This window comes from Micrococcus sp. GPGPB33, from assembly GCF_037853785.1.
GTDB classification, from domain to species: Bacteria; Actinomycetota; Actinomycetes; order Actinomycetales; family Micrococcaceae; genus Micrococcus; species Micrococcus luteus.
The window spans coordinates 2,063,299-2,086,063 of record NZ_JAQMWO010000002.1 but is presented as its reverse complement, the minus strand read 5'-3'; the positions used below and the strand labels follow the sequence as shown (position 1 = coordinate 2,086,063).

General features: G+C 73.2%; 19 protein-coding genes and 1 tRNA gene. 19 read left to right on the top strand and 1 reads right to left on the bottom strand.

What is annotated here, in order from left to right; genetic code table 11:
- The first annotated feature begins 23 nt into the window (after positions 1 to 23).
- The 12 genes from hisF (at position 24) to pyk (ending at position 15,649) form a co-directional block, all read left to right on the top strand.
- Positions 24 to 794, top strand: a complete 771-nt coding sequence (gene hisF / locus POD19_RS09860) for an imidazole glycerol phosphate synthase subunit HisF (RefSeq protein ID WP_049146869.1) — start codon at positions 24 to 26, stop codon at positions 792 to 794.
- A 44-nt stretch (positions 795 to 838) separates the two neighbouring features.
- Positions 839 to 1,219 (top strand): phosphoribosyl-AMP cyclohydrolase, encoded by a 381-nt coding sequence (gene hisI, locus POD19_RS09855; protein WP_010078764.1) that lies wholly within the window; start codon positions 839 to 841, stop codon positions 1,217 to 1,219.
- Positions 1,216 to 2,766 carry a chorismate-binding protein gene (locus POD19_RS09850; RefSeq protein ID WP_049146872.1) on the top strand — a complete coding sequence of 517 codons (1,551 nt, stop codon included), beginning with the start codon at positions 1,216 to 1,218 and terminating at the stop codon, positions 2,764 to 2,766. Before hisI ends, POD19_RS09850 begins: the two co-directional genes overlap by 4 nt.
- A complete protein-coding gene (locus POD19_RS09845) occupies positions 2,766 to 3,371 on the top strand; it encodes a Trp biosynthesis-associated membrane protein (protein ID WP_044658968.1) in 606 nt (201 codons plus the stop codon). The genes POD19_RS09850 and POD19_RS09845 overlap by 1 nt, the downstream gene beginning before the upstream one ends.
- Positions 3,372 to 3,496: 125 nt before the next feature.
- Positions 3,497 to 3,820, top strand: a complete 324-nt coding sequence (locus POD19_RS09840) for an HGxxPAAW family protein (protein WP_010078761.1) — start codon at positions 3,497 to 3,499, stop codon at positions 3,818 to 3,820.
- Positions 3,821 to 3,825: 5 nt separating this feature from the next.
- Entirely contained in the window at positions 3,826 to 4,632 is an 807-nt protein-coding gene (trpC, locus tag POD19_RS09835) for an indole-3-glycerol phosphate synthase TrpC (RefSeq protein WP_049146874.1), read from the top strand.
- Between the two features lie 29 nt (positions 4,633 to 4,661).
- On the top strand, positions 4,662 to 5,987 hold the full coding sequence (trpB, locus tag POD19_RS09830; RefSeq protein ID WP_122054299.1) for a tryptophan synthase subunit beta: 1,326 nt from the start codon (positions 4,662 to 4,664) through the stop codon (positions 5,985 to 5,987).
- The gene (gene trpA, locus POD19_RS09825) at positions 5,984 to 6,790 is read left to right on the top strand and encodes a tryptophan synthase subunit alpha (protein ID WP_073116851.1); all 807 of its coding nucleotides are present in this window, start codon (positions 5,984 to 5,986) and stop codon (positions 6,788 to 6,790) included. Before trpB ends, trpA begins: the two co-directional genes overlap by 4 nt.
- A gap of 2 nt (positions 6,791 to 6,792) precedes the next feature.
- Positions 6,793 to 7,776: a prolipoprotein diacylglyceryl transferase gene (gene lgt, locus POD19_RS09820; RefSeq protein WP_010078757.1), complete on the top strand. Its 984-nt coding sequence runs from the start codon at positions 6,793 to 6,795 to the stop codon at positions 7,774 to 7,776.
- Positions 7,777 to 7,979: 203 nt separating this feature from the next.
- A complete protein-coding gene (gltB, locus tag POD19_RS09815; protein WP_049147614.1) occupies positions 7,980 to 12,632 on the top strand; it encodes a glutamate synthase large subunit in 4,653 nt (1,550 codons plus the stop codon).
- The gene (locus tag POD19_RS09810; RefSeq protein ID WP_020624213.1) at positions 12,625 to 14,085 is read left to right on the top strand and encodes a glutamate synthase subunit beta; all 1,461 of its coding nucleotides are present in this window, start codon (positions 12,625 to 12,627) and stop codon (positions 14,083 to 14,085) included. Before gltB ends, POD19_RS09810 begins: the two co-directional genes overlap by 8 nt.
- A 76-nt stretch (positions 14,086 to 14,161) precedes the next feature.
- Positions 14,162 to 15,649, top strand: a complete 1,488-nt coding sequence (gene pyk, locus POD19_RS09805; protein ID WP_122054301.1) for a pyruvate kinase — start codon at positions 14,162 to 14,164, stop codon at positions 15,647 to 15,649.
- Positions 15,650 to 15,667: 18 nt separating this feature from the next.
- Here the strand turns inward: pyk and POD19_RS09800 are convergent, their stop codons facing one another.
- Positions 15,668 to 16,264 (bottom strand): ANTAR domain-containing response regulator, encoded by a 597-nt coding sequence (locus POD19_RS09800; protein WP_010078752.1) that lies wholly within the window; start codon positions 16,262 to 16,264, stop codon positions 15,668 to 15,670.
- Positions 16,265 to 16,440: 176 nt separating this feature from the next.
- Between POD19_RS09800 and POD19_RS09795 the strand changes: the two genes are divergently transcribed.
- The 7 genes from POD19_RS09795 to POD19_RS09765 all read left to right on the top strand — a co-directional run bounded on the left by POD19_RS09795 (position 16,441) and on the right by POD19_RS09765 (position 22,706).
- Positions 16,441 to 16,522: transfer RNA gene (locus POD19_RS09795), tRNA-Leu, on the top strand.
- A gap of 70 nt (positions 16,523 to 16,592) precedes the next feature.
- Complete coding sequence (locus POD19_RS09790; RefSeq protein WP_041102699.1) at positions 16,593 to 19,466, top strand: DUF4040 family protein; 2,874 nt, start codon at positions 16,593 to 16,595, stop codon at positions 19,464 to 19,466.
- Positions 19,463 to 19,894, top strand: coding sequence for a cation:proton antiporter subunit C (locus POD19_RS09785; protein ID WP_010078750.1), 432 nt, complete (start codon positions 19,463 to 19,465; stop codon positions 19,892 to 19,894). The genes POD19_RS09790 and POD19_RS09785 overlap by 4 nt, the downstream gene beginning before the upstream one ends.
- Complete coding sequence (locus tag POD19_RS09780) at positions 19,891 to 21,561, top strand: monovalent cation/H+ antiporter subunit D family protein (protein ID WP_010078749.1); 1,671 nt, start codon at positions 19,891 to 19,893, stop codon at positions 21,559 to 21,561. Before POD19_RS09785 ends, POD19_RS09780 begins: the two co-directional genes overlap by 4 nt.
- 38 nt (positions 21,562 to 21,599) lie before the next feature.
- The gene (locus tag POD19_RS09775; RefSeq protein ID WP_010078748.1) at positions 21,600 to 22,034 is read left to right on the top strand and encodes a Na+/H+ antiporter subunit E; all 435 of its coding nucleotides are present in this window, start codon (positions 21,600 to 21,602) and stop codon (positions 22,032 to 22,034) included.
- The gene (locus POD19_RS09770; protein WP_010078747.1) at positions 22,031 to 22,315 is read left to right on the top strand and encodes a monovalent cation/H+ antiporter complex subunit F; all 285 of its coding nucleotides are present in this window, start codon (positions 22,031 to 22,033) and stop codon (positions 22,313 to 22,315) included. Before POD19_RS09775 ends, POD19_RS09770 begins: the two co-directional genes overlap by 4 nt.
- Positions 22,316 to 22,328: 13 nt before the next feature.
- On the top strand, positions 22,329 to 22,706 hold the full coding sequence (locus tag POD19_RS09765; protein WP_036315347.1) for a cation:proton antiporter: 378 nt from the start codon (positions 22,329 to 22,331) through the stop codon (positions 22,704 to 22,706).
- Positions 22,707 to 22,765: the final 59 nt, after the last annotated feature.

The window sequence follows — 22,765 nt, the reverse complement described above, 5'->3', positions numbered from 1 at the left end:
CCCCCCGAGACGAAGGAGCCGACGTGAGCCTCGCCGTGCGTGTCATCCCCTGCCTGGACGTGGACGCCGGGCGCGTGGTCAAGGGCGTGAACTTCGAGAACCTGAGGGACGCGGGCGACCCGGTCGAGCTCGCTCGCCGCTACAACGCCGCGGGCGCCGACGAGATCACGTTCCTCGACGTCACCGCCTCCACCTCGGACCGCGCCACGACCTACGACGTCGTGACCCGCACGGCAGAGGAGGTCTTCATCCCGCTGACCGTGGGCGGCGGCGTGCGCACCGTCGAGGACGTGGACCGGCTGCTGCGCACGGGGGCGGACAAGGTCTCCGTCAACACCGCGGCCGTGGCCCGGCCCGAGGTGATCACGGAGATCACCCGGCGCTTCGGGTCCCAGGTCCTCGTGCTCTCCCTCGACGCCCGGCGCACGGAGGACCCGGGATGCGCTTCCGGCTATGAGGTCACCACCCACGGCGGCCGCCGGGGCACCGGCATCGACACCGTCGCCTGGTGCCGGGAGGCCTCCGAGCGCGGGGTGGGGGAGATCCTGCTCAACTCGATCGACGCGGACGGCACGCGCGAGGGCTTCGACCTGGAGATGATCCGGGACGTGCGCGCCGTGACGCGCGTGCCGCTGATCGCCTCCGGCGGCGCCGGCGAGCCCGAGCACTTCCCACCCGCCGTCGCGGCCGGTGCGGACGCGGTGCTCGCCGCCTCCCTGTTCCACTTCGGCCCGGACGACATGCTCGCCCGCGTCAAGGACGCCCTGCGGCAGGCGGGGCACACCGTCCGCTGACCCCGGCGGCCACGCCCCGCTCCGGCTCCCTAGACTGGACCTCCATGAGCATCTCCCCGCCCGACGACCTCGTGGCCTCCGTGACCTTCGACGACCGGGGCCTGGTGCCCGCCATCGCCCAGCAGGAGGGCACCGGCGAGGTGCTCATGATGGCGTGGATGAACGCGGAGTCCCTGCGCGCGACGCTCGAGACCGGCTGGGCCACCTACTGGTCCCGCTCGCGCGGCGAGCTGTGGCGCAAGGGGGAGACCTCGGGCCACCTGCAGCGGGTGCGCGCGGTCCACGCGGACTGCGACGGCGACACCCTGCTGCTCACCGTGGACCAGACCGGCCCCGCCTGCCACACGGGCACCCGCACCTGCTTCACCGGCCGCGAGCTCGTCATGCCGCCGGCCGCCGTCGACCCTGAGGAGGCCGCCCGATGACCGCCGCCACCACTCCCTCCCGTGCGGAGTTCCTGCGTCTGGCGGACACCGCCCGCGTGATCCCCGTGGTCCGCACGGTGCTGGCGGACGGCCTCACGCCGCTGGCGATCCATCGGCGCCTGGCCGGCTCCCGCCCCGGCACCTTCCTGATGGAGTCCGCCACCCCGGGCGCGGCGTGGTCCCGGTACAGCTTCATCGGGGCCGGCTCCGCCGTCACCCTGACCTCGCGGGACGGCGAGGCGCACTGGCAGGGCACCCCGCCCGAGGGGCTGCCCACGCAGGGCCGCGCCCTGGACGTGCTCGCGGCGTGCCTGCGCCTGCTGAGCACGGACGTGCGCGCCGAGGTCGGAGGCGTCCTGCCGCATCTCGTCTCCGGCATGGCCGGCTTCCTGGGGTGGAACACGGTCCGCGCGTGGGAGCGCCTGCCGCACCCGCCCGAGGACCACCTCGGCCTGCCCGACCTCGCGATGAACCTCGTCACCGACCTGGCCGTGCACGACGCCCTGGACGGCACCGTGACGCTGATCGCCAACGCGGTGAACGGCAACGGCCTGGCCACCGGCGCGGACCGCGCCTACGACGACGCGCTCGCCCGTCTGGACGCCATGGTCGAGCGCCTGACCGCCCCGGCCGCGGACCCGGTCAGCGACGTCCCGCGCCGCTGGCTCGAGGCGGACGCGGACGAGGTCGCCGCCCAGGCCGAGGACCGGTGGGGCGCCGAAGGCTTCCGGGAGGCCGTCGGGAAGGCCCAGCGGGCGATCCGCGACGGCGAGGTGTTCCAGGCCGTCGTCTCCCGCCGCCTCTCGGTCACCACGGACGCCACCGGTCTGGACGTGTACCGCGTCCTGCGCATGGTGAACCCGAGCCCCTACATGTACCTCTTCTCCTTCGAGACCCCGGACGGGGAGCCGTACGAGATCGTGGGCTCCTCGCCCGAGGCGCTCGTCACCGTGCGGGACCGCCGCGTGGTCACCCATCCGATCGCCGGCTCACGGCGGCGCGGGGCCACCGCGGAGGACGACCGCCTCCTCGGCAAGGACCTGCTGGAGGACGAGAAGGAGCGGGCCGAACACCTCATGCTCGTGGACCTCTCCCGCAACGACCTCTCGCGCGTGTGCCGCCCCGGCACCGTCGAGGTCACCCAGTTCATGGAGCTCGAGGCGTTCAGCCACATCCTCCACCTGGTCTCCCACGTGGAGGGCCGCATGCGCGACGATGTCGACGCGCTCGACGTCCTCCGCGCCGCCTTCCCCGCCGGCACGCTGTCCGGCGCCCCGAAGCCCCGCGCCCTGCAGCTGCTGGACGAGTGGGAGCCGACCGAGCGCGGGCCCTACGGCGGCGTCGTCGGCTACTTCGACCTGGCGGGCAACATGGACATGGCGATCAACATCCGCTCGGCCACGCTGCACCGCGGCCAGGCGCACGTGCAGGCCGGCGCCGGCATCGTCGCCGACTCCGATCCCGACGCCGAGACCGCCGAGACCGTCACCAAGGCGACGGCGCCGCTGCGGTCCGTGCTGACCGCGGGCGAGCTGGGGCAGGCGTGATGCGCCGCCGCACCGTGGTCCTCGCCGCGCTGGCCGCCGGCGGGCTCGTGCTGCTCACGGCGGGCCGCACCTGGGTGACCGCCACGGGCCTGTCCGGCGGGATCGCCTCCGAGGCGACGACGTCGGGCGGCGCCGCCGCGCCCGTCGCCACCGCCATGGCCCTGGTCGTGATGGCCGGTGCCCTCGCCCTGACCACCGCCCGGCGCCTCGGCGCCGTGATCGTCGGCGTGCTCATGGCGCTGGCTGGGGTCGTGATCGCCTCGACCTCGGTCACCGCCGCCCTGGATCCGGCGACGACGGCGGCCGCCGCGGTCGCCGACGCGACCGGGACCACTGCGCTCGCGCAGGACTACGCCGTGACGGCGTGGCCGTGGGTCGCGGCGGCCGGCGGCGTGCTCGCGGCGCTGTGCGGCGTCGTGGCGGCACTGGCGGGCCGTGGCTGGCGTTCGTCCCGGCGCTACGAGAAGGCGCCTGCGGCCTCCGAGCCCGGCCCGGCCGCCGCCGGGGAGCAGCCCGCGCAGTCCGCCCGCGAGGCGGCCCAGCGCCGGCGCGTGGACCAGATGGACGCGTGGGACGAGCTGTCCCGCGGCAACGACCCCACGTGAGCGCCCGTCTCTCGGACCGCCCCGCACCGCCCGGGTCGTCCCGGGTCACGCGGGCCCGGTCCCGTGCCCGCATGGCACAATGAGGGACAGTCGTCATGTACACCACGCACCAGTGAGGGACAGCCATGAGCCACACCGCGAACACCGCGCACACCGAGCCCACCACCCGTCGCGCCGCCCGCCGCGGCGCCGTCGAGGACGTCGTCGTCACCGAGGACGGCCTGGTGCTCAACGACCCGACCCACCTCGAGCTGCCGGGCCACGGCAACTCGCCCGGCGCGTGGGCCATGGTGGCGCTCGTGCTCGTCGGCTTCGTGGCCGGCTGCGTCGGCCTGCTCGCCGACTGGAGCGTCGTCGTGTGGATCGGGCTCGCCCTGATGGCCGTGGGCGTCGTCGTGGGCATCGTCGCCGGCAAGGCCGGCGCGGGGCGCGGCCAGCACGGTCACTGATCCGCGTGTCCGTCCTCCAGGAGATCATCGACGGCGTCCGCGAGGACCTCGAGCCACGTCGCCGTGCCCTGCCCGAGGCGCGCCTGGCCGAGCTGGTGGCCGCCGCCCCCGCGCCGCGTGACGCCCACGCGGCCCTGCACGGCGGACGCACCGACCCCGCGGGGATCCGGGTGATCTCCGAGGTGAAGCGGGCGAGCCCCTCCAAGGGCGCGCTCGCCGAGATCCCCGAGCCGGCCACCCTGGCCCGCGCGTACGAGCGCGGCGGCGCCAGCGCCGTCTCCGTGCTCACCGAGGCCCGCCGCTTCGGCGGCAGCCTGGCCGACCTGGACGCCGTGCGCGCCGCCGTCGATCTGCCGGTCCTGCGCAAGGACTTCACCGTCACCGAGTACCAGATCCACGAGGCCCGCGCCCACGGGGCCGACCTGGTCCTGCTGATCGTGGCCGCCCTCGACGACGCCGAGCTGGCCGGCTTCCTGCAGCTCACCGAGTCCCTGGGCATGCACGCCCTCGTGGAGGCCCACACGCCCGAGGAGATCGAGCGCGGCGTCGCCGCCGGCGCCCGCATCCTCGGCGTCAACGTGCGCAACCTCAAGACCCTGGACGTCGACCCGGCCCGCTACGCAGCGCTGGCCGACGGGCTGCCCGAGGACGTCGTCCGGGTCGCCGAGTCGGGCGTCGAGTCCGAGGAGCAGATCAAGGCCTACGCCGCCGCGGGCGCCGACGTCGTGCTCGTGGGCGAGGCCCTCGTGCGCCACGGCGCCCCCGAGGAGGCGCTGCGCGCGTTCCGCGCCGCGTCCCTCACCGTCCGCTGACCGAACCAGACCCGAGGAGCGTGGTCGCCATGAGCGCCGACCGTCCGAGCACCGAGCCCGCGATCGAGTTCGAGGGGCCCTATCAGGGTCAGGCCGGACCCTACTTCGGCGACTACGGCGGGCAGTGGATGCCCGAGTCCCTCATGGCCGCGCTGCAGGAGCTCACCCGCACCTACGAGCAGGCGCGGCAGGACCCCGCCTTCGAGGCCGAGCTGCGGACCCTGTTCCGGGACTACGTGAACCGGCCCTCCCTGCTGAGCGAGGTGCCGCGGTTCGCCGCGGACACCCCCGGGGTGCGCATCTTCCTCAAGCGCGAGGACCTCAACCACACCGGCTCGCACAAGATCAACAACGTGATCGGCCAGGCGCTGCTCGCCCGTCGCATGGGCAAGACGCGTCTGATCGCGGAGACCGGCGCCGGCCAGCACGGCGTGGCCACGGCGACGGCGGCCGCGCTGTTCGGCATGGAGTGCACCGTGTACATGGGGGAGGAGGACACCCGCCGCCAGGCCCTGAACGTGGCGCGCATGCAGATGCTCGGCGCCGAGGTGGTGCCCGTGGCGATCGGCGCCCGCACCCTGAAGGACGCGATCAATGAGGCCCTGCGGGACTGGGTCGCCTCCGTGGACAACACGCATTACCTGATGGGCACGGTCACGGGCCCGCACCCGTTCCCCGCCATGGTGCGCTACTTCCACTCCGTGATCGGCGAAGAGGCCCGCGAGCAGATCCTGGCGCAGGCCGGCCGCCTGCCGGACGCCGTCGCGGCGTGCGTGGGCGGCGGGTCCAACGCGATGGGCCTGTTCCACGGCTTCCTCGACGACCCTGAGGTGGAGCTCTACGGCTTCGAGGCCGGGGGCGAGGGCCTCGAGACCGGTCGCCACGCCGCGTCCATCACGCTCGGACGCACCGGCGTGCTGCACGGCGCCCGCACGTACCTGATGCAGGACGAGGACGGGCAGACGATCGACTCCCACTCGATCTCCGCCGGCCTGGACTACCCGGCCGTCGGCCCGGAGCACGCCTTCCTGCACGACACGGGCCGCGCCGTCTACGAGCCGGTCTCGGACACCGAGTGCATGGACGCCTTCCTCCGGCTCACGCGCACCGAGGGCATCACGCCCGCCATCGAGTCGGCCCACGCCCTGGCCGGTGCGCTGCGCCTGGCCCGCCGCTGGGCGGACGAGGGCCTCGTGGGGCCGGACGCCCCGGAGGGGGAGGAGCGGATCATCATCGTGAACCTCTCCGGCCGCGGGGACAAGGACGTCGCCACGGCGGCGGCCTGGTTCGGCCTCGGCACGGCCGCGGAGGAGAAGGACCCGCTCGAGGAGATGACCCCCGGAGAGGAGCAGTGACCGGCATGACCGTGCACTCCAAGACCGCCGCGGCCCTGGACGCCGCGAAGGCGGCCGGCCGCACCGGCCTCGTCGCCTTCCTGCCGGCCGGCTACCCGTCCGTGGACGAGTGCGTCGAGGCCGTCGTCGCCGCCGCGGAGAACGGCGCCGACGTCATCGAGCTGGGCCTGCCCTACACGGACCCCGTGATGGACGGCCCCGTGATCCAGGCCGCGACCCAGACGGCGCTGCAGGCGGGTTTCCGCGTGGCCGACGTCTTCGACATCATCCGACGGGTGACCCAGCGCACCGACGCCGCGGTGCTGGTGATGACCTACTGGAACCTCGTGGACCGCATGGGCGTCGACGAGTTCGCGCGCCGCCTCGCGGAGGCCGGGGGCGCCGGTCTCGTCACCCCTGACCTCGTGCCCGAGGAGGCCGGCGCCTGGATGGAGGCCTCGGACCGTCACGGCCTGGACCGCGTGTTCCTCACCGCGCCCTCGTCCACGGACGAGCGGGTGCGCCTCACCGTCGACTCCTCCCGCGGCTTCGTGTACGCCGTGTCGGTCATGGGCGTCACCGGCACCCGCGACGCGGTGTCCACCGTCGCCGAGACCGTGGTCCGCCGGGCTCAGGATGCCGGGGCGGAGCACGTGTGCGTCGGCCTCGGCGTCTCCCAGGCGGCGCACGTCCGCGAGATCGGCGCCTACGCCGACGGCGCGATCGTCGGCACGGCCCTGGTGCGCGCGCTGACGGACGGCGGGCCGCAGGCCGTGGGCACGCTGACCCGCGAGCTCGCCGCCGGCACGGTCCGAGAGGGCTGAGGGTGACCGCCGCCCTGGCCCCGCTCGCCGCCTTCCCCGCCCCCGGGTGGGACGGGTTCCAGCTGGGCCCGGTGAAGATCCACGCGTACGCGCTGTGCATCATCCTGGGCATCGTCCTGGCGCTGTGGCTCGCCGAGCGTCGGTGGCGCGCCCGCGGCGGCCCCGAGGACCGTGTGCTCGACATCGCCCTGTGGGCCATCCCGTTCGGCTTCGTGGGCGGTCGGCTCTACCACGTGTTCTCCTCACCGGACCGGTACTTCGGGCCCGGCTTCGACGGCACGGGCGACCCGATCCAGATCCTGTACGTGTGGAACGGTGGACTGGGCATCTGGGGCGCGATCGCCCTCGGCGCCGTGGGCGCGTGGATCGCGTGCCGCCGCTACGGGCTGCGGCTGACGGCCTTCGGCGACGTCGTCGCGCCGGGCATCCTGCTGGCCCAGGCCATCGGCCGGTGGGGCAACTGGTTCAACCAGGAGCTCTTCGGCGGCCCGACGACCCTGCCCTGGGGGCTCGAGGTCGACCCGGCCAGCCCGAACTTCCCGGCCGGCTACGCCCCGGACACGCTGTTCCACCCCACGTTCCTCTACGAGTGCCTGTGGAACCTGGCCGGGGTCGCGCTGCTGCTCCTCGTGGACCGCGCGCTGCACCTGCGCCACGGCCTCATGCTGTGGTCCTACGTCGCCTGGTACACCGCGGGCCGCACGTGGATCGAGATGCTGCGCATCGACGACGCCGAGATGGTCACGCTCTTCGGCGTCACCCAGCGGCTCAACGTGTGGACGTCCCTGCTGGTGTTCGTCATCGCCCTCGCGTTCATCGTCGGGATCCTGCTGCGCCATCGCGGCGCGGCCGCCGGCCCCCACGCCCACCAGAGCGTGTGGCGCGCCGGACACGCCCCCGAGGGCGACGACGGCGCCGCCGTCGCCGCGGGCCGCTCCGGGTCCCACGCCGTGGGCGCGGCGGAGGACGACGCCGTCCGGCGCTGACCCGCTCCCCGGCGCGCCCGCGAGGGGCGCCCGGGGCCCCGGTGTCCCACATGGTGGACATTCGGCGTGTCACAGAACGTCCGGTTCCGCACAGTGGGACGTCGCGCCCGGTAGCGTCTCTTCCACCTCGGGGCCGTCGGCCCCGAGCGTCGGGGCCAGCGCCGTCCCCGTCCGAGCCCCTGCTCTCCGGAAAGGACGGCACCATGCCCGTGGCATCCTCGCCCGCCTCGGCCCCCCGCGCGGGGGGACCGGTGGATCCCTTCGTCCGCTATGCGGACGTCCCCGCCGCCCAGGGCCTCTACGACCCGTCCCGGGAGACCGAGAACTGCGGCCTCGCCGTCATCGCCACCCTGCGGGGCACCCCGGGCCACGACATCGTCCAGCACGCGCTGACCGCCCTGCGCGCGCTCGAGCACCGCGGGGCGGTGGGCGCCGACGAGGGCACCGGCGACGGCGCCGGCCTGCTGACCCAGATCCCCGACGAGCTGTTCCGTGCCGTCGTCGACGCCGAGCTGCCCCCCGTGGGCGAGTACGTCGCCGGCACCGCCTTCCTGCCGCCCGTCGACGGCGAGCGCGCCGAGGCGAAGGAGGCCGTCGAGCGGCTGGCCGAGGAGGAGGGGCTGCAGGTCCTGGCGTGGCGCGAGGTGCCCACCGACCCCTCGGCCCTGGGCGTCGGCTCCCGGGCGGCCATGCCCGCGTTCGAGCAGCTGTTCCTGTCCCTGGCGGACGGTCAGGACGGCACCGAGCCGGGGCAGTCGCTGGACGTGCGGGCGTGGCGGGTGCGCCGCCGCGCCCAGTCCCGCGCCGGCGTCTATTTCCCCTCGCTCTCGTCCCAGACGATCGTCTACAAGGGCATGCTGACGACGGCCCAGCTGGAGCCGTTCTACCCGGACCTCTCCGACGAGCGGTTCACCACCCGGCTGGGCGTGGTCCACTCGCGGTTCTCCACCAACACCTTCCCCTCGTGGCCGCTGGCCCAGCCGTTCCGCACCATCGCGCACAACGGCGAGATCAACACGGTCAAGGGCAACCGCAACTGGATGCGCGCCCGTCAGGGCCAGCTCAAGCACCCGATGCTCGGCGAGGTCCCCGAGGACCTGTTCCCGCTGATCAGCCCCATCGGCTCGGACTCGGCCTCCTTCGACGAGGTCGCGGAGCTGCTCATGCTCTCCGGGCGCCCGCTCACCCAGGCGATCATGATGATGATCCCGGAGGCGTGGGAGAACCACGCGACCATGGACCCGGCCCGCCGCGCCTTCTACCAGTACCACTCCATGCTCATGGAGCCCTGGGACGGACCGGCCGCCGTCGCCTTCTCCGACGGCACCCAGGTGGGCGCCGTGCTGGACCGCAACGGCCTGCGCCCCGCCCGCTGGTGGGTCACCGACGACGGCCTCGTCGTCCTGGCCTCCGAGGTCGGCGTCGTGCCGATCGAGCCCTCGGCGGTGGTGCGCAAGGGGCGCGTGGCCCCGGGGCGCATGTTCCTCGTGGACACCGAGCAGGGCCGGATCATCGGCGACGACGAGATCAAGGCCGAGGTCGCCTCCGCCCAGCCGTGGGAGGACTGGGTGCGCCAGAACCTCCTGGACCTGGAGTCGCTCCCCGAGCGCGAGCACGTCCGCCACACCTCCGAGTCGATCCTGCAGCGTCAGCGCATCTTCGGGTACACCTCGGAGGAGCTGCGCATCCTCGTCGGGCCGATGGCCCAGACGGGCGCCGAGCCGCTCGGTGCGATGGGCACGGACACGCCCATCGCCGTCCTCGCCAAGCGGCCCCGGCTGCTCTTCGACTACTTCGTGCAGTCCTTCGCCCAGGTGACGAACCCGCCGCTCGACGCGATCCGCGAGGAGCAGGTGACCTCGATGCGCACCGCGATCGGCCCGCAGGGCAACGTGCTCTCCCTCGAGCAGGTGCGCACCCGCCAGGTCGACGTCCCGTTCCCCGTGATCGACAACGACCAGCTGGCCCGCATCCAGCACCTGCGCGACGCCGACGGCACCCGCCTGACCCTCAAGGTGAACGGCGTGTACCGGGTGGCCGGAGGCGTCGAGGAGCTCCGCGCCCAGCTGAAGGCGATCTGCGAGCAGGTCTCGGCCGCCGTCAACCGCGGCGTGGAGTACGTGGTGCTGTCCGACCGCGGCGCCACCGCCCAGTGGGCGCCGATCCCGTCCCTGCTGCTGACCTCCGCCGTGCACCACCACCTGCTGGCCTCGGCCAACCGCACCAAGAGCTCGCTGATCGTCGAGGCGGGCGACGTGCGCGAGGTCCACCATGTGGCCGTCCTGCTCGGCTACGGGGCCTCCGCGGTCAACCCGTACCTGGCCATGGAGTCCGCCGAGGAGCTCGTGCGCACGGGAGAGGTCTCGGGCGTCACCGCCGAGCAGGCCGTGGCGAACCTGATCAAGGCGCTCGGCAAGGGCGTCCAGAAGATCATGTCCAAAATGGGCATCTCCACGGTCGCCTCCTACACCGGCGCCCAGACGTTCGAGGCGCTCGGCCTGTCCCGGCGCTTCGTGGACCGCTACTTCGTGGGCACCACGAGCCCGCTCGACGGCGTGGGCATCGACGTCGTCGCCGCCGAGATCCAGGCGCGCCACGAGTTCGCGTATCCGCCGGACGGCAACGACATCAACCCGTACCGCGAGCTCGAGGTGGGCGGCGAGTACCAGTGGCGGCGCGAGGGCGCGCCGCACCTGTTCAACCCCGAGACCGTGTTCCGCCTCCAGCACTCCACGCGGGAGCGGCGCTACGACGTCTTCAAGGACTACACGCGTCGCGTGGACGACCAGGCGGAGGAGCTCATGACCCTGCGCGGGCTCATGCGCCTGCGCACGGGCGAGCGGCCGCCGGTGCCCGTCTCCGAGGTGGAGCCCGTCGAGTCGATCGTGCGCCGCTTCTCCACCGGCGCGATGTCCTACGGCTCCATCTCGCAGGAGGCGCACGAGACCCTCGCGATCGCCATGAACCGCCTCGGCGCCCGCTCGAACTCGGGCGAGGGCGGCGAGGACCCCGAGCGCCTGCTGGACCCGGAGCGCCGCTCGAAGATCAAGCAGATCGCCTCGGGCCGGTTCGGCGTCACCAGCCTGTACCTGGCCACCGCGACCGACCTGCAGATCAAGATGGCCCAGGGCGCCAAACCCGGCGAGGGCGGCCAGCTGATGGGGACCAAGGTGTACCCGTGGGTCGCCCGCACGCGGCACTCGACCCCGGGCGTCTCCCTGGTGTCGCCGCCGCCGCACCACGACATCTACTCGATCGAGGACCTGGCGCAGCTGATCCACGACCTCAAGCGGGCCAACCCGACCGCGCGGGTCCACGTCAAGCTCGTCTCCGAGTCCGGCGTGGGCACGGTGGCCGCGGGCGTCGCCAAGGCGCGCGCCGACGTCGTGCTCATCTCCGGCCACGACGGCGGAACGGGCGCCTCCCCGCTGAACTCCCTCAAGCACGCGGGCACCCCGTGGGAGATCGGCCTGGCCGAGGCGCAGCAGACGCTCATGCTCAACGGCCTGCGCGAGCGCGTCACCGTCCAGGTGGACGGGCAGCTCAAGACCGGCCGGGACGTCGTGATCGCCGCACTGCTCGGGGCCGAGGAGTTCGGCTTCGCGACCGCCCCGCTCGTGGTCTCCGGCTGCATCATGATGCGCGTGTGCCACCTGGACACGTGCCCCGTGGGCGTGGCCACCCAGAACCCCGAGCTGCGCGCGCGCTTCACGGGCAAGCCCGAGTTCGTCGTCAACTTCTTCGAGTTCATCGCGCAGGAGGTCCGCGAGCTGCTCTCGCAGCTGGGCTTCCGCACGCTCGACGAGGCGATCGGCCACCGCGAGCTGCTCGACGTGGACGCGGCCCTGCACCACTGGAAGTCCGAGGGCCTGGACCTCTCGGGCATCCTCGCGGACCCCTCCGTCGGCCGGCGTCCGGGCCACGAGGACGCGCCCATGCGCCGCACCACCGAGCAGGACCACGACCTCGCCTCCCACATCGACCACCGGTTCATCGCCCGGCTGGGGGACACGCTCACGACGGGCACGCCCGTCGTGATGGACGAGGCCGTCGTGAACACGGACCGGTCCGTGGGCACGCTGCTGGGCTACCACGTCACGAGCACGCGGCTCGCCGACGAGCTGGACGACGACACGATCACCGTGCGCCTGACGGGCGAGGCCGGCCAGTCCCTCGGCGCCTTCCTGCCCGCCGGCGTCACCCTGCGGCTCTCGGGCGACGCCAACGACTACGTCGGCAAGGGCCTGTCGGGGGGACGCGTGATCGTCCGCCCCGACGCCGAGGCCCCGTTCGTGGCCGAGGAGAACACCGTGGCCGGCAACGTGATCGGCTACGGCGCCACCTCGGGCCAGCTGTTCCTGCGCGGCCGCGTGGGGGAGCGGTTCCTCGTGCGCAACTCCGGCGCCACCGCGGTGGCCGAGGGCATCGGCGACCACGGCCTGGAGTACATGACCGGCGGTGAGGCGCTGATCCTCGGCGAGACCGGCCGCAACCTCGCCGCCGGCATGTCCGGCGGGCGGGCCTGGGTGCTGGACCTGGACCGGGAGGACCTGAACCCACTCGCCGTCCGCGAGGACGCCCTGATCCTCGAGGCGCCGTCCGCGCAGGACCGGCTGCGGATCGCCGAGCTGCTGGAGCTGCACCGCGCGGAGACGGGCTCCGCCGTCGCCGCCGCGCTGCTCGCCGACCTGCGGGCCGGCGGGGACGCCGCCGACGCCGCGTGGGACCGCTTCACGACCGTCCTGCCCCGGCAGTACGACCTCGTGCTGCGCACCCGTCAGGCCGCGACGGCCGAGGGACTCGACCCGGACGGGGAGGCCGTCTGGGACCGACTGCTGGAGGTGACCCGTGGCTGATCCGCGCGGATTCCTGAAGAACCGGGAGCGCGTCGAGCGCCCCACGCGTCCGGTGCCGGTGCGCATCATGGACTTCAAGGACGTGTACGTCCGCCAGGACGAGGCGATCGTGCGCACCCAGGCCGGCCGGTGCATGGACTGCGGCATCCCGTTCTGCCACTCCGGGTGCCCGCTGGGCAACCTCATCCCGGAGTGGAACGACCTGGTCCGGCGGAGACGCTGGGACGAGGCCGCCGCGCGACTGCACTCGACCAACAACTTCCCCGAGGTCACCGGGCGGATCTGCCCCGCCCCGTGCGAGGACTCCTGCACCCTGGGCATCAACCAGCCCGCGGTCACCATCAAGCAGACCGAGGTGGCGATCGCGGAGCAGATCTTCGACAACGACTGGCTCGAGCCGGTCGTGCCGGCCCGCCTGAACGGCCACACCGTGGCCGTCGTCGGCTCGGGCCCGGCGGGACTGGCCGCGGCGCAGCAGCTCACCCGCGCCGGCTTCACCGTGGTGGTCTACGAGCGCGACGAGCGCCTCGGCGGCCTGCTGCGGCTGGGCATCCCGGACTTCAAGCTGGAGAAGGACGTCCTGGACCGGCGCCTGGCGCAGATGGAGGCCGAGGGCACCCGGTTCCGCACCGGCGTGGAGATCGGCGTCGACCTGCCCTGGGACCAGCTCAAGGCCCGCTTCGACGCCGTGATCGTGGCGACCGGCGCCCCCGTGGCCCGCGAGCTGCCCGTCCCCGGCCGCGGCCTCGACGGGATCCACCTCGCCATGGACTACCTCGTGCAGTCCAACCGCGCGGTCGCCGGCGACGAGGTCCCGGACCAGATCTCCGCCGAGGGGCGCCACGTGGTGATCCTCGGCGGCGGCGACACGGGCGCGGACTGCATCGGCACCGCGCACCGCCAGGGGGCGGCGTCCGTGACGACGCTGGCGATCGGCCAGCAGCTGCCGGTCGAGCGCCCCGTCCACCAGCCGTGGCCCACGATCCCCAAGGTCCACCAGCAGACCACGGCCGACGCCGAGGGCGGCGCCCGCGCGCACCTTGCCTCCACGGTCGAGTTCCTCGGCGACGAGCACGGCCGCGTGCGCGCCCTGCGCGTGGCGGAGACCGAGTACCGCGAGGACGGCACGCGCGGGCCCAAGGCGGGCACCGAGCGCGAGGTCCAGGCAGACCTGGTGCTGCTGGCGCTGGGCTTCACCGGCATCGAGGAGGGGCTGCTCACGCAGCAGCTCGGCGTGCACGTGACACGCGGGCTCGTGGCCCGGAAGGACGGGTACGAGACCGACGAGCCGGGCGTGTTCGCGTGCGGCGACGCCGGGCGCGGCGCCTCCCTGGTGGTCTGGGCCATCGCCGAGGGGCGTGCGTGCGCGCAGGAGGTCGACGAGTCGCTCGAGCGCTGGTCCCGACTGCCGCACCCCGTGGACCCGGACGACCGCGGCCTCGTCCTCGGCTGAGTCCTCCGTCTCATCTTCCGACGCCACGCGGGCCCGCCCTCCACCGAGGGCGGGCCCGCCCCCTATCGTGGGTCGCATGCGACACGCGAAGATCATCGCCACCTTTGGGCCCGCCACCGACTCCGACGAGACCACCCGCGCCATCATCCGCGCGGGGGCGGACGTCGTCCGCCTCAACATGAGCCACGGCGACCACGCGGTGCATGAGACGTCCTACGAGCGGGTGCGTCGGCTGAGCGTGGAGGAGCGGCGCCCGGTCGCGATCTTCGCGGACCTCCAGGGCCCCAAGATCCGCCTCGGCCGCTTCACCGACGGCCCGCATCTGCTCGAGAGGGGCGATCGGATCACCATCACCACCCGGGACGTGCCCGGGACCCGCGAGCTGGTCGGCACCACCCACAAGGGGCTGCCCGGGGACGTCGCCCCCGGTGACGTGCTCCTGGTGGACGACGGCAAGGTGCGCCTGCGCGCCGTCGAGGTCACGGACACGGACGTGCTGGCCGAGGTCGAGGTGCCGGGCATGGTCTCGGACAACAAGGGGATCAACCTGCCCGGCGTGGCGGTGAACGTGCCGGCCCTGTCCGAGAAGGACGAGCGGGACCTGCGCTGGGCGCTGCGCACCGGCGTGGACATGGTGGCGCTGTCCTTCGTGCGGGACGCCGCGGACGTGGACCGGGTGCACGAGATCATGGACGAGGAGGAGCGCCGGGTCCCGGTCATCGCCAAGATCGAGAAGCCCCAGGCGGTGGAGAACCTCGAGGCCATCGTGGACGCGTTCGACGCCATCATGGTGGCCCGCGGCGACCTCGGCGTGGAGCTGCCGCTCGAGGACGTGCCCGTGGTGCAGAAGCGCGCAGTGGACCTCGCCCGCCGCTGGGCGAAGCCGGTCATCGTGGCCACGCAGGTGCTCGAGTCGATGATCGACAGCCCGCGCCCGACGCGCGCCGAGGCCTCGGACTGCGCCAACGCCGTGCTCGACGGCGCGGACGCCGTCATGCTCTCGGGCGAGACCTCAGTGGGCGCGTATCCGGTCGAGACGGTCCAGACGATGGCCCGGATCATCGAGTCCACCGAGACCCACGGCCTCGAGCTCATCCACCCGCTCGGCTCGCGTCCGCGCACGCGCGGCGGCGCGATCACCCGGGCCGCCGTCGAGGTCGCGAACCAGCTCGAGATCCCGTTCCTCGCCACGTTCACCGAGTCCGGCGACTCGGCCCGTCGGCTCAGCCGCCTGCGGCCGCGTCAGCCGATCTACGCGTTCACCCACCACGAGCACACGCACAACATCCTGTGCCTGACGTGGGGCGTCTATCCGAAGATGGTCCCGTTCCAGGACTCCACCGACAAGATGACCCTCCAGGTGGAGCAGTCGCTCACATCGGAGGGCATCGCCCAGCACGGCGACCTCGTGGTCATCGCCGCCGGGTCCCCTCCCGGGGCCGTGGGCTCCACGAACACGCTGCGCGTGCACCGCGTGGGCGGCGACGCCGCGGGCGGCTCGTCCGCGGCGTCGCCGCAGACGCGCGAGCCCGTCGGCTTCTGGCCGGCCCGCTCCCCGCTCTGACGAGCGCGCGGGCGCCGCTCAGCCGACCTGGTCGATGACGGCCTGCGCGACCTCCCGCATGGTCAGGCGCCGGTCCATGGAGGTCTTCTGGATCCAGCGGAAGGACTCGGCCTCGGTCAGGCGCATCCGCTCCTGGAGCAGCGCCTTGGCCCGGTCCACGATCTTGCGGGTCTCCAGGCGGTCGCCCAGGTCCCGCACCTCGGCCTCGAGGCTGCGCAGCTCGTCGAAGCGGGCCACGGCCAGTTCGATCGCGGGGACCAGGTCGGCCTCGGTGAAGGGCTTGACCACGTAGGCCATGGCCCCGGCGGTCCGGGCGCGCTCCACCAGCTCGCGCTGACTGAAGGCGGTCAGCATGACCACGGGGGCGAGCCGTTCCCCGGCGATCTCGCCCGCGGCCGCGATGCCGTCCATCACGGGCATCTTCACGTCCATCACCACGATGTCCGGGCGGTGCTCGCGCACGGCCTCGACGGCGGCGCGGCCGTCGCCGGCCTCGGCGACCACCCGGTATCCCGCCCCGGTGAGCACCTCCACCAGGTCGAGGCGGATCAGGGTCTCGTCCTCGGCGACGACGGCCCGCAGGCCGGTCTCCTCGGGAGGCGTCAGCGTGGACACGGCAGCTCCTTCGTGCGGGCCGGGACGGCGTCGGTGTGGCGCCGCTGGTGGTCCACCAGGCTACCGTGCGCCATGGGCGCGGCGCGGGCGCGGCGGCGGGGACCGCCCGCCGGAAGGCCGGGGACGCCGGGTCGGGGCGCTGATAGGGTGATCCAGTCCCGCCTCCGGGCGGCACTGCCCGAATGGTGGAATCGGTAGACACGCCGCACTCAAAATGCGGTGCCGAGAGGCGTGTGGGTTCGAGTCCCACTTCGGGCACCGTCGGCGCGCGGCCACCCGTCGTGTGCGCCGTGTCCGTGACCGATCGACCCGAGCTGAGTGGTGTCCTGTGCTCCTGACCAGTCTCCTGCTGACCCTCCTCTCGGTGGTGGCGGCCGTTCCGGCCTCCCGCGTGCTGGGCAGGGATGCGGGCTGGGTCCTGGCCGCACCCCTGCTCGCCGCGGCCGGCGTGCTGATCGCGGCGTGGACGGGCGACGTCCGGACGGAGCACCATCCGTGGATCCCCGCGGTCGGGGTGGACCTCGACCTCCGGCTGAACGGCCTGGCCCTGGTGTTCGCCATGATCGTCCTCGTCATCGGCGCCGCGATCCTCGCCTACTCCAGCCGGTACCTCAGTCGGGACCGCACGGAGAGCCGACCCGGCTCCTTCTACCTGCTGATGACCGCGTTCGCGGCGTCGATGCTGCTGCTGGTGCTCGCCGACAACATCGTGGTCCTCTTCGTTGCGTGGGAGTTCACCTCCTTCACCTCCTTCTTCCTCATCGGGCGCTCGGGGGACCATGCCCGCGACCCCGCGATCCGGACCCTGCTCGTGACCGTGGGCGGCGGCCTCGCGCTGCTGGCCGCCGTCGCCCTCATGGCCGTGCGGACCGGCACTGCCTCGCTGTCCGGGGTGTTGGCCTCGGACGTGTGGTCCGAGGCGGGCTTCACCACCACGGTCGCCGTCCTGCTGGCGGTGGCCGCGTTCACCAAGTCCGCCCAGTTCCCGTTCCAGGCGTGGCTGCCGGACTCCATGGTGGCCATCTCCCCGGTCTCCGCCTACCTGCACGCCGCGGCGATGGTCAAGGCCGGCATCTTCCTGCTGCTGGTGTTCAGCCCGGTCCTGGCCGGGAACCCGGTGTGGTCCGCGCTGTTGATCGGCTCGGGCCTCATCACGGCCCTGCTGGGCGCCGTCTCCGCGATCCGTCGCCACGACCTCAAGGGTCTGCTGGCCTACTCCACGATGAGCCAGTTGGGCCTGCTGGTGACCGCCATCGGCATCGGCACCCCCGTCGCGCTTACCGCGGCGATCGTGCACACCGTGGCGCACGCGCTGTTCAAGTCGGCGCTGTTCATGCTGATCGGCGTGGTCGACCACGAGGCCGGCACCCGCGACCTGCGAGAGCTCGCGGCCCGCCACGTGCGCATGCCGGTCACCGGCACGGCGATCGCCGTCGCCGCCCTGTCGATGGCGGGCATCCCGCCGCTGTTCGGCTTCATCTCCAAGGAGGGCCTGGTCGAGGCCGCTCTCGGGACCCCCGGTCCCGCATGGCTCCCCGTCCTCGTCACCGCCGGCATCGCCCTGACCTCCGTTTTCACCGTGGCCTACTCCGGCCGTCTCGTGCTCGGCGCCCTGGGCCTCTGGGGTCCAAGCCCGGACGGGGCCGCCCATTCGTGGCCGACCGGCCGGGAGGACGAGGTCCACGAGGCTCCTGCCACCTTCTGGGGCGTGCCCGTGCTGGCCGCGGCCGCGGGCGTGGCCCTGGGCCTGCTGCCCGGTGTGCTGGACACCCCCGTCTCCTACGCGGCCGAGGCCGCCTCCGGCGCGGAGGTGCACGCGCACCTGGCGCTGTGGCACGGCGTGAACACGGCCCTGCTCGTCTCCGCCGCCATCATCGTGCTCGGTCTGCTGCTGGTGGCCTTGCGCCGCCCGGTGGAGCGCGTGGCCTCCCACGCCGCCCTGCCGTTCTCCGCCCTGGATGCGGTGGACGAGGTTCGGCACCGGCTGATCGGCGTCGGCGCGGTCGTCTCGCGCGCCTCCGGCACCCTGGCTCCCCGCCCCCACCTCCTCATCCCCGCCCTGGTCCTGGGGCTCCTCGCCGTGGCCGGTGTCGCCACGATCGAGGATTTGCCCGCCGTCGTCGGCCAGCCCTCGCGCTGGCACGACTGGGTGCTGGTCGTCCTGGTGGGTGCCGGCGTGATCGCCACCATCCGCGCCAAGACGCGCATCGCCGCCATGGTGGTGGTCGGCGTCGTAGGGTTCGGCATGACCCTGTGGTTCCTCACCCTCGGCGCCGTGGACGTGGCCCTGACCCAGCTGATGGTCGAGGTGCTCACGGTGTGCGTCATGGTGCTGCTGCTGCGCCGCCTGCCCGCCCGCTTCAGCGACGAGCCGACCCCGCGCAGGATGCAGGCGGTCCTCGCCGCCTCCGTCGCCGGCGTCGCCGCGACCCTGGGCGTGCTCGCGTTCACCGGCCGCTCCAGCATGTCGGAGATCGCCCACTTCTACCTGACCCAGAGCTATGCCCAGGCTGGGGGGACCAACGTGGTGAACGTGATCCTCGTGGACTTCCGCGCCGTGGACACGTGGGGCGAGATGACCGTGCTCGGGGCGACGGCGCTGACCATCGCGGCCCTGTTGCTCAACCGTCGGCCGACGCCTCCACAGCCCTCCGCCGTGGACATGCGCTCCCCACTCGCCCACGTGCGCGAGAACCTCGTCCACATCCGGGTGTTCGGCCGTGTCTTCGGCGTGCTGATCATCCTGCTGTCCGCGTTCCTGCTGCTGCGCGGGCACTACGAGCCCGGCGGCGGCTTCATCGCCGCACTGGTCGCCGGTGCCGGCTACGCCCTGCTCTACCTGGCCGCCGACTCGGACACGGCCCCGGAGTTGCGGTGGCCGTACCTGGCCTTCATCGGCTCGGGCATCGCCGTCGGCACCGCGACGGGGATCGTCGGTTACCTCACCGGCAAGGGCTTCCTCGGAGCCGCGGGAGTGAAGGTCCTGGACTACGGGCTCTCCACCACGCTCGCGTTCGACATGGGCGTGTACCTGGCCGTGATCGGCCTGATCGTGGCCGCGTTCTCCCTGCTCGGCCCCGAGCGGCCGGGTGAGGACCCGCTCCGCGCCTCGAGCCGTGACCCCGGCGTCGCGCCGGCGGCCCCGTCCTCCGATCCCTCGGCCCCGACCACCACGACTGCACGAGAGGAGGTCACCCGATGACCGTCGCCCTTACCGTGGGACTTCTGACCTTCGGCGCGTTCTACCTGTTCTCCAAGCGCGAGCTGCTGCGCGTGATCCTCGGCATGGTCCTGCTGGGCCACGCCGCCAACCTGGCCATCATCGCCGCGGGCGGCACCGACCGCCGCGGGCTGCCCTTCGCGGGGACCTCAGACGTCGAGGTGCAGGCCGATGCCCTGCCGCAGGCCTTCGTCCTGACCGCTATCGTGATCGCCTTCGCGATCACCGTGCTGCTGCTCGCGCTGGCCGTCACCGGGCGCGCGGACGACGCGGTGGCCTCGCCGGGGGAGACCCGCGACTCCCTGGAGCAGGCCGCCGCCGACGCACGCTTCCCGCGCGAGGAGCGGCACGCCGCGGCCGGCCGGATCGCGCAGCACTACGCCGGCCAGGGCCCGGAGGTGCGTCGATGAGCGCCGTCCCGCTGGGCCAGCTGCTGCCCCTCTTCGCCGCCGTCCCGCTGCTGTCCGCCGGTCTGCTCGTGCTGGCGGGGGAGCGTCCCCGCCTCCACCGGGCAGTCCTGTTCGCGGTGCTCGGACTCGTCACCACCGGCGGGCTGGCCCTGGGCGTCCACGCCCTCGACGGGTCCGTGCTCGCCACCTCGCTGGGCGGCTGGCCCGGGGGCATCGGGATCGGCTTCGCAGCGGACATGCTGTCCGCCCTGATGCTCGTGCTCACGAGCGCCCTCACGATCGTGGGCGCGGCGTTCGCCTACGGCTCCCGCGTCGCTAACTCCCAGTTCTTCGCCCCGCTGCTCCTGATCCTCATCGGCGGAGTCAACGGCGCCCTGCTGACGGCGGACCTGTTCAACCTGTTCGTGTTCATCGAGGTCATGTTGGTGCCCAGCTACGGCCTCTACGTCCTCTCCGCCAACCGCCGTGAGCCCCTGCGCCGAGTGGACGGGGCGCGGCTGTACGTCACCCTCAACCTGCTAACCTCCACGATCCTCCTGGTCGGCGTCGGCTTCGTCTACGGGCTGACCGGCTCGGTGAACCTCGCGATGCTCGCCGGGTCCGCCGCGGCGGACCCACGCATCGCGATCGCCGCGGGCATGGTGCTGTTCGCACTGTCCATCAAGGCCTCGGTGGCCCCGCTGCACGGCTGGCTGGCCTGGGCGTACTCCTCGACCTCCCCGGCGGTGACGGCCCTCTTCGCCGCCCTGCACACCAAGGTCGCCGTGTACGGGCTCTACCGGATCTACTCCGTCATGTACGACGGCGATGCGCGTCTGCTGCCGCTCATCCTGGTCCTGTCCCTCGCCACCCTCGTGGTGGGTGCGCTCGCCTCGGTCGGTGAGCACGGTGTGCGCGCCGTGTTGTCGTGGCAGATGGTGAGCGGCATCGGCGGCATCCTCGTCGGACTCGGGCTCTCCACGCGCCTGGGTCTCGCGGCGGGCCTGTTCTACCTCGTGCACCACATGGTGGCGATGGGCTGCCTCCTGATGGCCGCCGGCGCGATCGAGGTGCGCTACGGCACCGGCCGTCTCGCGGACCTGCAGGGCCTGGCCCGGCGCGAGCCGCTGATCGCCGTCGCCTTCTTCGTGGGCCTGCTCTCCCTGGTCGGCATCCCGCCCTTCTCCGGGTTCGTGGGCAAGCTCATGCTCGTCAGCGCCGGCCTGGACGCCGGCCGCGGTGTCACCGCTGCGCTGGTGCTGGGCGCCTCCCTGGTGAGCCTGTGGGCTCTGCTGCGGGTGTGGGACGCCTGGTTCTGGGGCGCTCCGACTGCCCCACACGGGCACCGCGAGCGCCTGGCCACCGCGGCCATGCCCATCGTGGGCCGGGCGGGCTCCGTGCCGTCGCCCTCCGGCCGCGGCTCGAGCACCGACCACGAGCGCACCGAGTCGTGGGCCTCGCAGGAAACCCTCGATCCGCCCACGGGCGTGCTGCCGGTGACCGTGGATCCGGACGAGGACGTCACGCGCTCCCGCATCCCAGGCCGGCTGGCCGCCCCCGCCGTCGTCCTAGCTATGGCCACCCTCGCCCTCGGGCTCGGCGGTCAGGCCCTGTGGACCGTCACCGACCTCGCGGCTCAGGGCCTGATGGACCCCAGCAGGTACATCGAGGCGGTGCTCAACCCATGAGCACCGCACTCCCGCAGCCTCCGGAAGGAGACGCCCCCATGCACACCGTCGCCCCCGCCGACGGGACCGTCGACCTGGCGCCCGGCACGGCCTCCGCCGTGTCCTGGCCTTGGCGGTGGCTCGTGTTCTGGTGCTGGTACGCGTGGGCCCTGGTGACCTCTTCGAAGGCGGTCATCAAGGACCTCGTCACCCCCGGCGTCCAGGCGCGCTCGGGCATCGCCCGCGTGCGCAGCAACTGCCGCACGGACGCCGAGGTCACCCTGCTCTCGGCGCTGATCACCCTGACGCCCGGCACGTTGACGCTGGGCACCCGGCGTGCCGGCGCCGTCGGTGACGAGGACGGTGACCCGGACGCGCGGCGCCTGCTCTACGTGCACGGCCTGTACGCTGACGACGCCGACGCCCTGCGCGCGGAGATCCACGACATGGAGGCGCGCATGCTCCACGCGATGCGGAAGACGGGGGTGGCATGATGCCCTTCGCCTACGACTGGTCCCTGGTGGGGATCGACCTGGCCATCGCGCTGCTGACCGTGTCGGCGCTCGTGTCCGCGTACCGGATCGTGGTGGGCCCGCTCGACGCGGACCGCGCGGTCTCGGGCGACCTGCTCACGTTCAGCGTGCTCGGGATGCTCGTGCTGTTCGGCGTCCGGGCGGACAACCCGTGGACGTTCGACTTGGTCCTGATCGCCGCGGTCGTGGCCTTCCTGTCCGGCATGTCCCTGGCCCGCGCGCTCACGCGCGGCAAGCGTTGAGGAGGTCGCACCCGTGGACGTCGTCCTGACCGCCGCCGGCTCCGTGCTCGTGGTGATCGGAGCCCTTGCGTTCGTCACCGCGGGACTCGGTCTGATCCGGTTCCCCGACCCCTACACCCGCGTCTCCGCCGTGGGCACCGCCGGCGGCGTCGGGATGATCCTGATCGTGGTGGGCGCCCTGCTACTGGCCCCGGGGGTGGCCGCGTTCGTGAAGGTGGCCCTGATCGTGGTGCTGCAGCTGGGCTCGGCCTCGGTGGCCACCATGGCCCTGGGCCGCTCGGCCTACCTCACCGGGGTGCCCATGAACCCCGGGCACTACGACGAGCTCGCCGAGGACACCCCGGGGCGCGAGCACGGCGAGCCCGCTCCCCGCGCGCCGGACGAGGTCTGAGACCGCTCGCACGCGGCGTCGGACCGGCCCGTCCCGTCTCCCGGGGCGGGCCGTGCCGC

Coding starts and splice junctions, on each gene's coding strand:
- hisI (WP_010078764.1), top strand. CDS start 839: ATGAGCATCTCCCCGCCCGACGACCTCGTGGCCTCCGTGACCTTCGAC.
- POD19_RS09850 (WP_049146872.1), top strand. CDS start 1,216: ATGACCGCCGCCACCACTCCCTCCCGTGCGGAGTTCCTGCGTCTGGCG.
- POD19_RS09845 (WP_044658968.1), top strand. CDS start 2,766: ATGCGCCGCCGCACCGTGGTCCTCGCCGCGCTGGCCGCCGGCGGGCTC.
- POD19_RS09840 (WP_010078761.1), top strand. CDS start 3,497: ATGAGCCACACCGCGAACACCGCGCACACCGAGCCCACCACCCGTCGC.
- trpB (WP_122054299.1), top strand. CDS start 4,662: ATGAGCGCCGACCGTCCGAGCACCGAGCCCGCGATCGAGTTCGAGGGG.
- gltB (WP_049147614.1), top strand. CDS start 7,980: ATGCCCGTGGCATCCTCGCCCGCCTCGGCCCCCCGCGCGGGGGGACCG.
- pyk (WP_122054301.1), top strand. CDS start 14,162: ATGCGACACGCGAAGATCATCGCCACCTTTGGGCCCGCCACCGACTCC.
- POD19_RS09785 (WP_010078750.1), top strand. CDS start 19,463: ATGACCGTCGCCCTTACCGTGGGACTTCTGACCTTCGGCGCGTTCTAC.
- POD19_RS09780 (WP_010078749.1), top strand. CDS start 19,891: ATGAGCGCCGTCCCGCTGGGCCAGCTGCTGCCCCTCTTCGCCGCCGTC.
- POD19_RS09775 (WP_010078748.1), top strand. CDS start 21,600: ATGCACACCGTCGCCCCCGCCGACGGGACCGTCGACCTGGCGCCCGGC.
- POD19_RS09770 (WP_010078747.1), top strand. CDS start 22,031: ATGATGCCCTTCGCCTACGACTGGTCCCTGGTGGGGATCGACCTGGCC.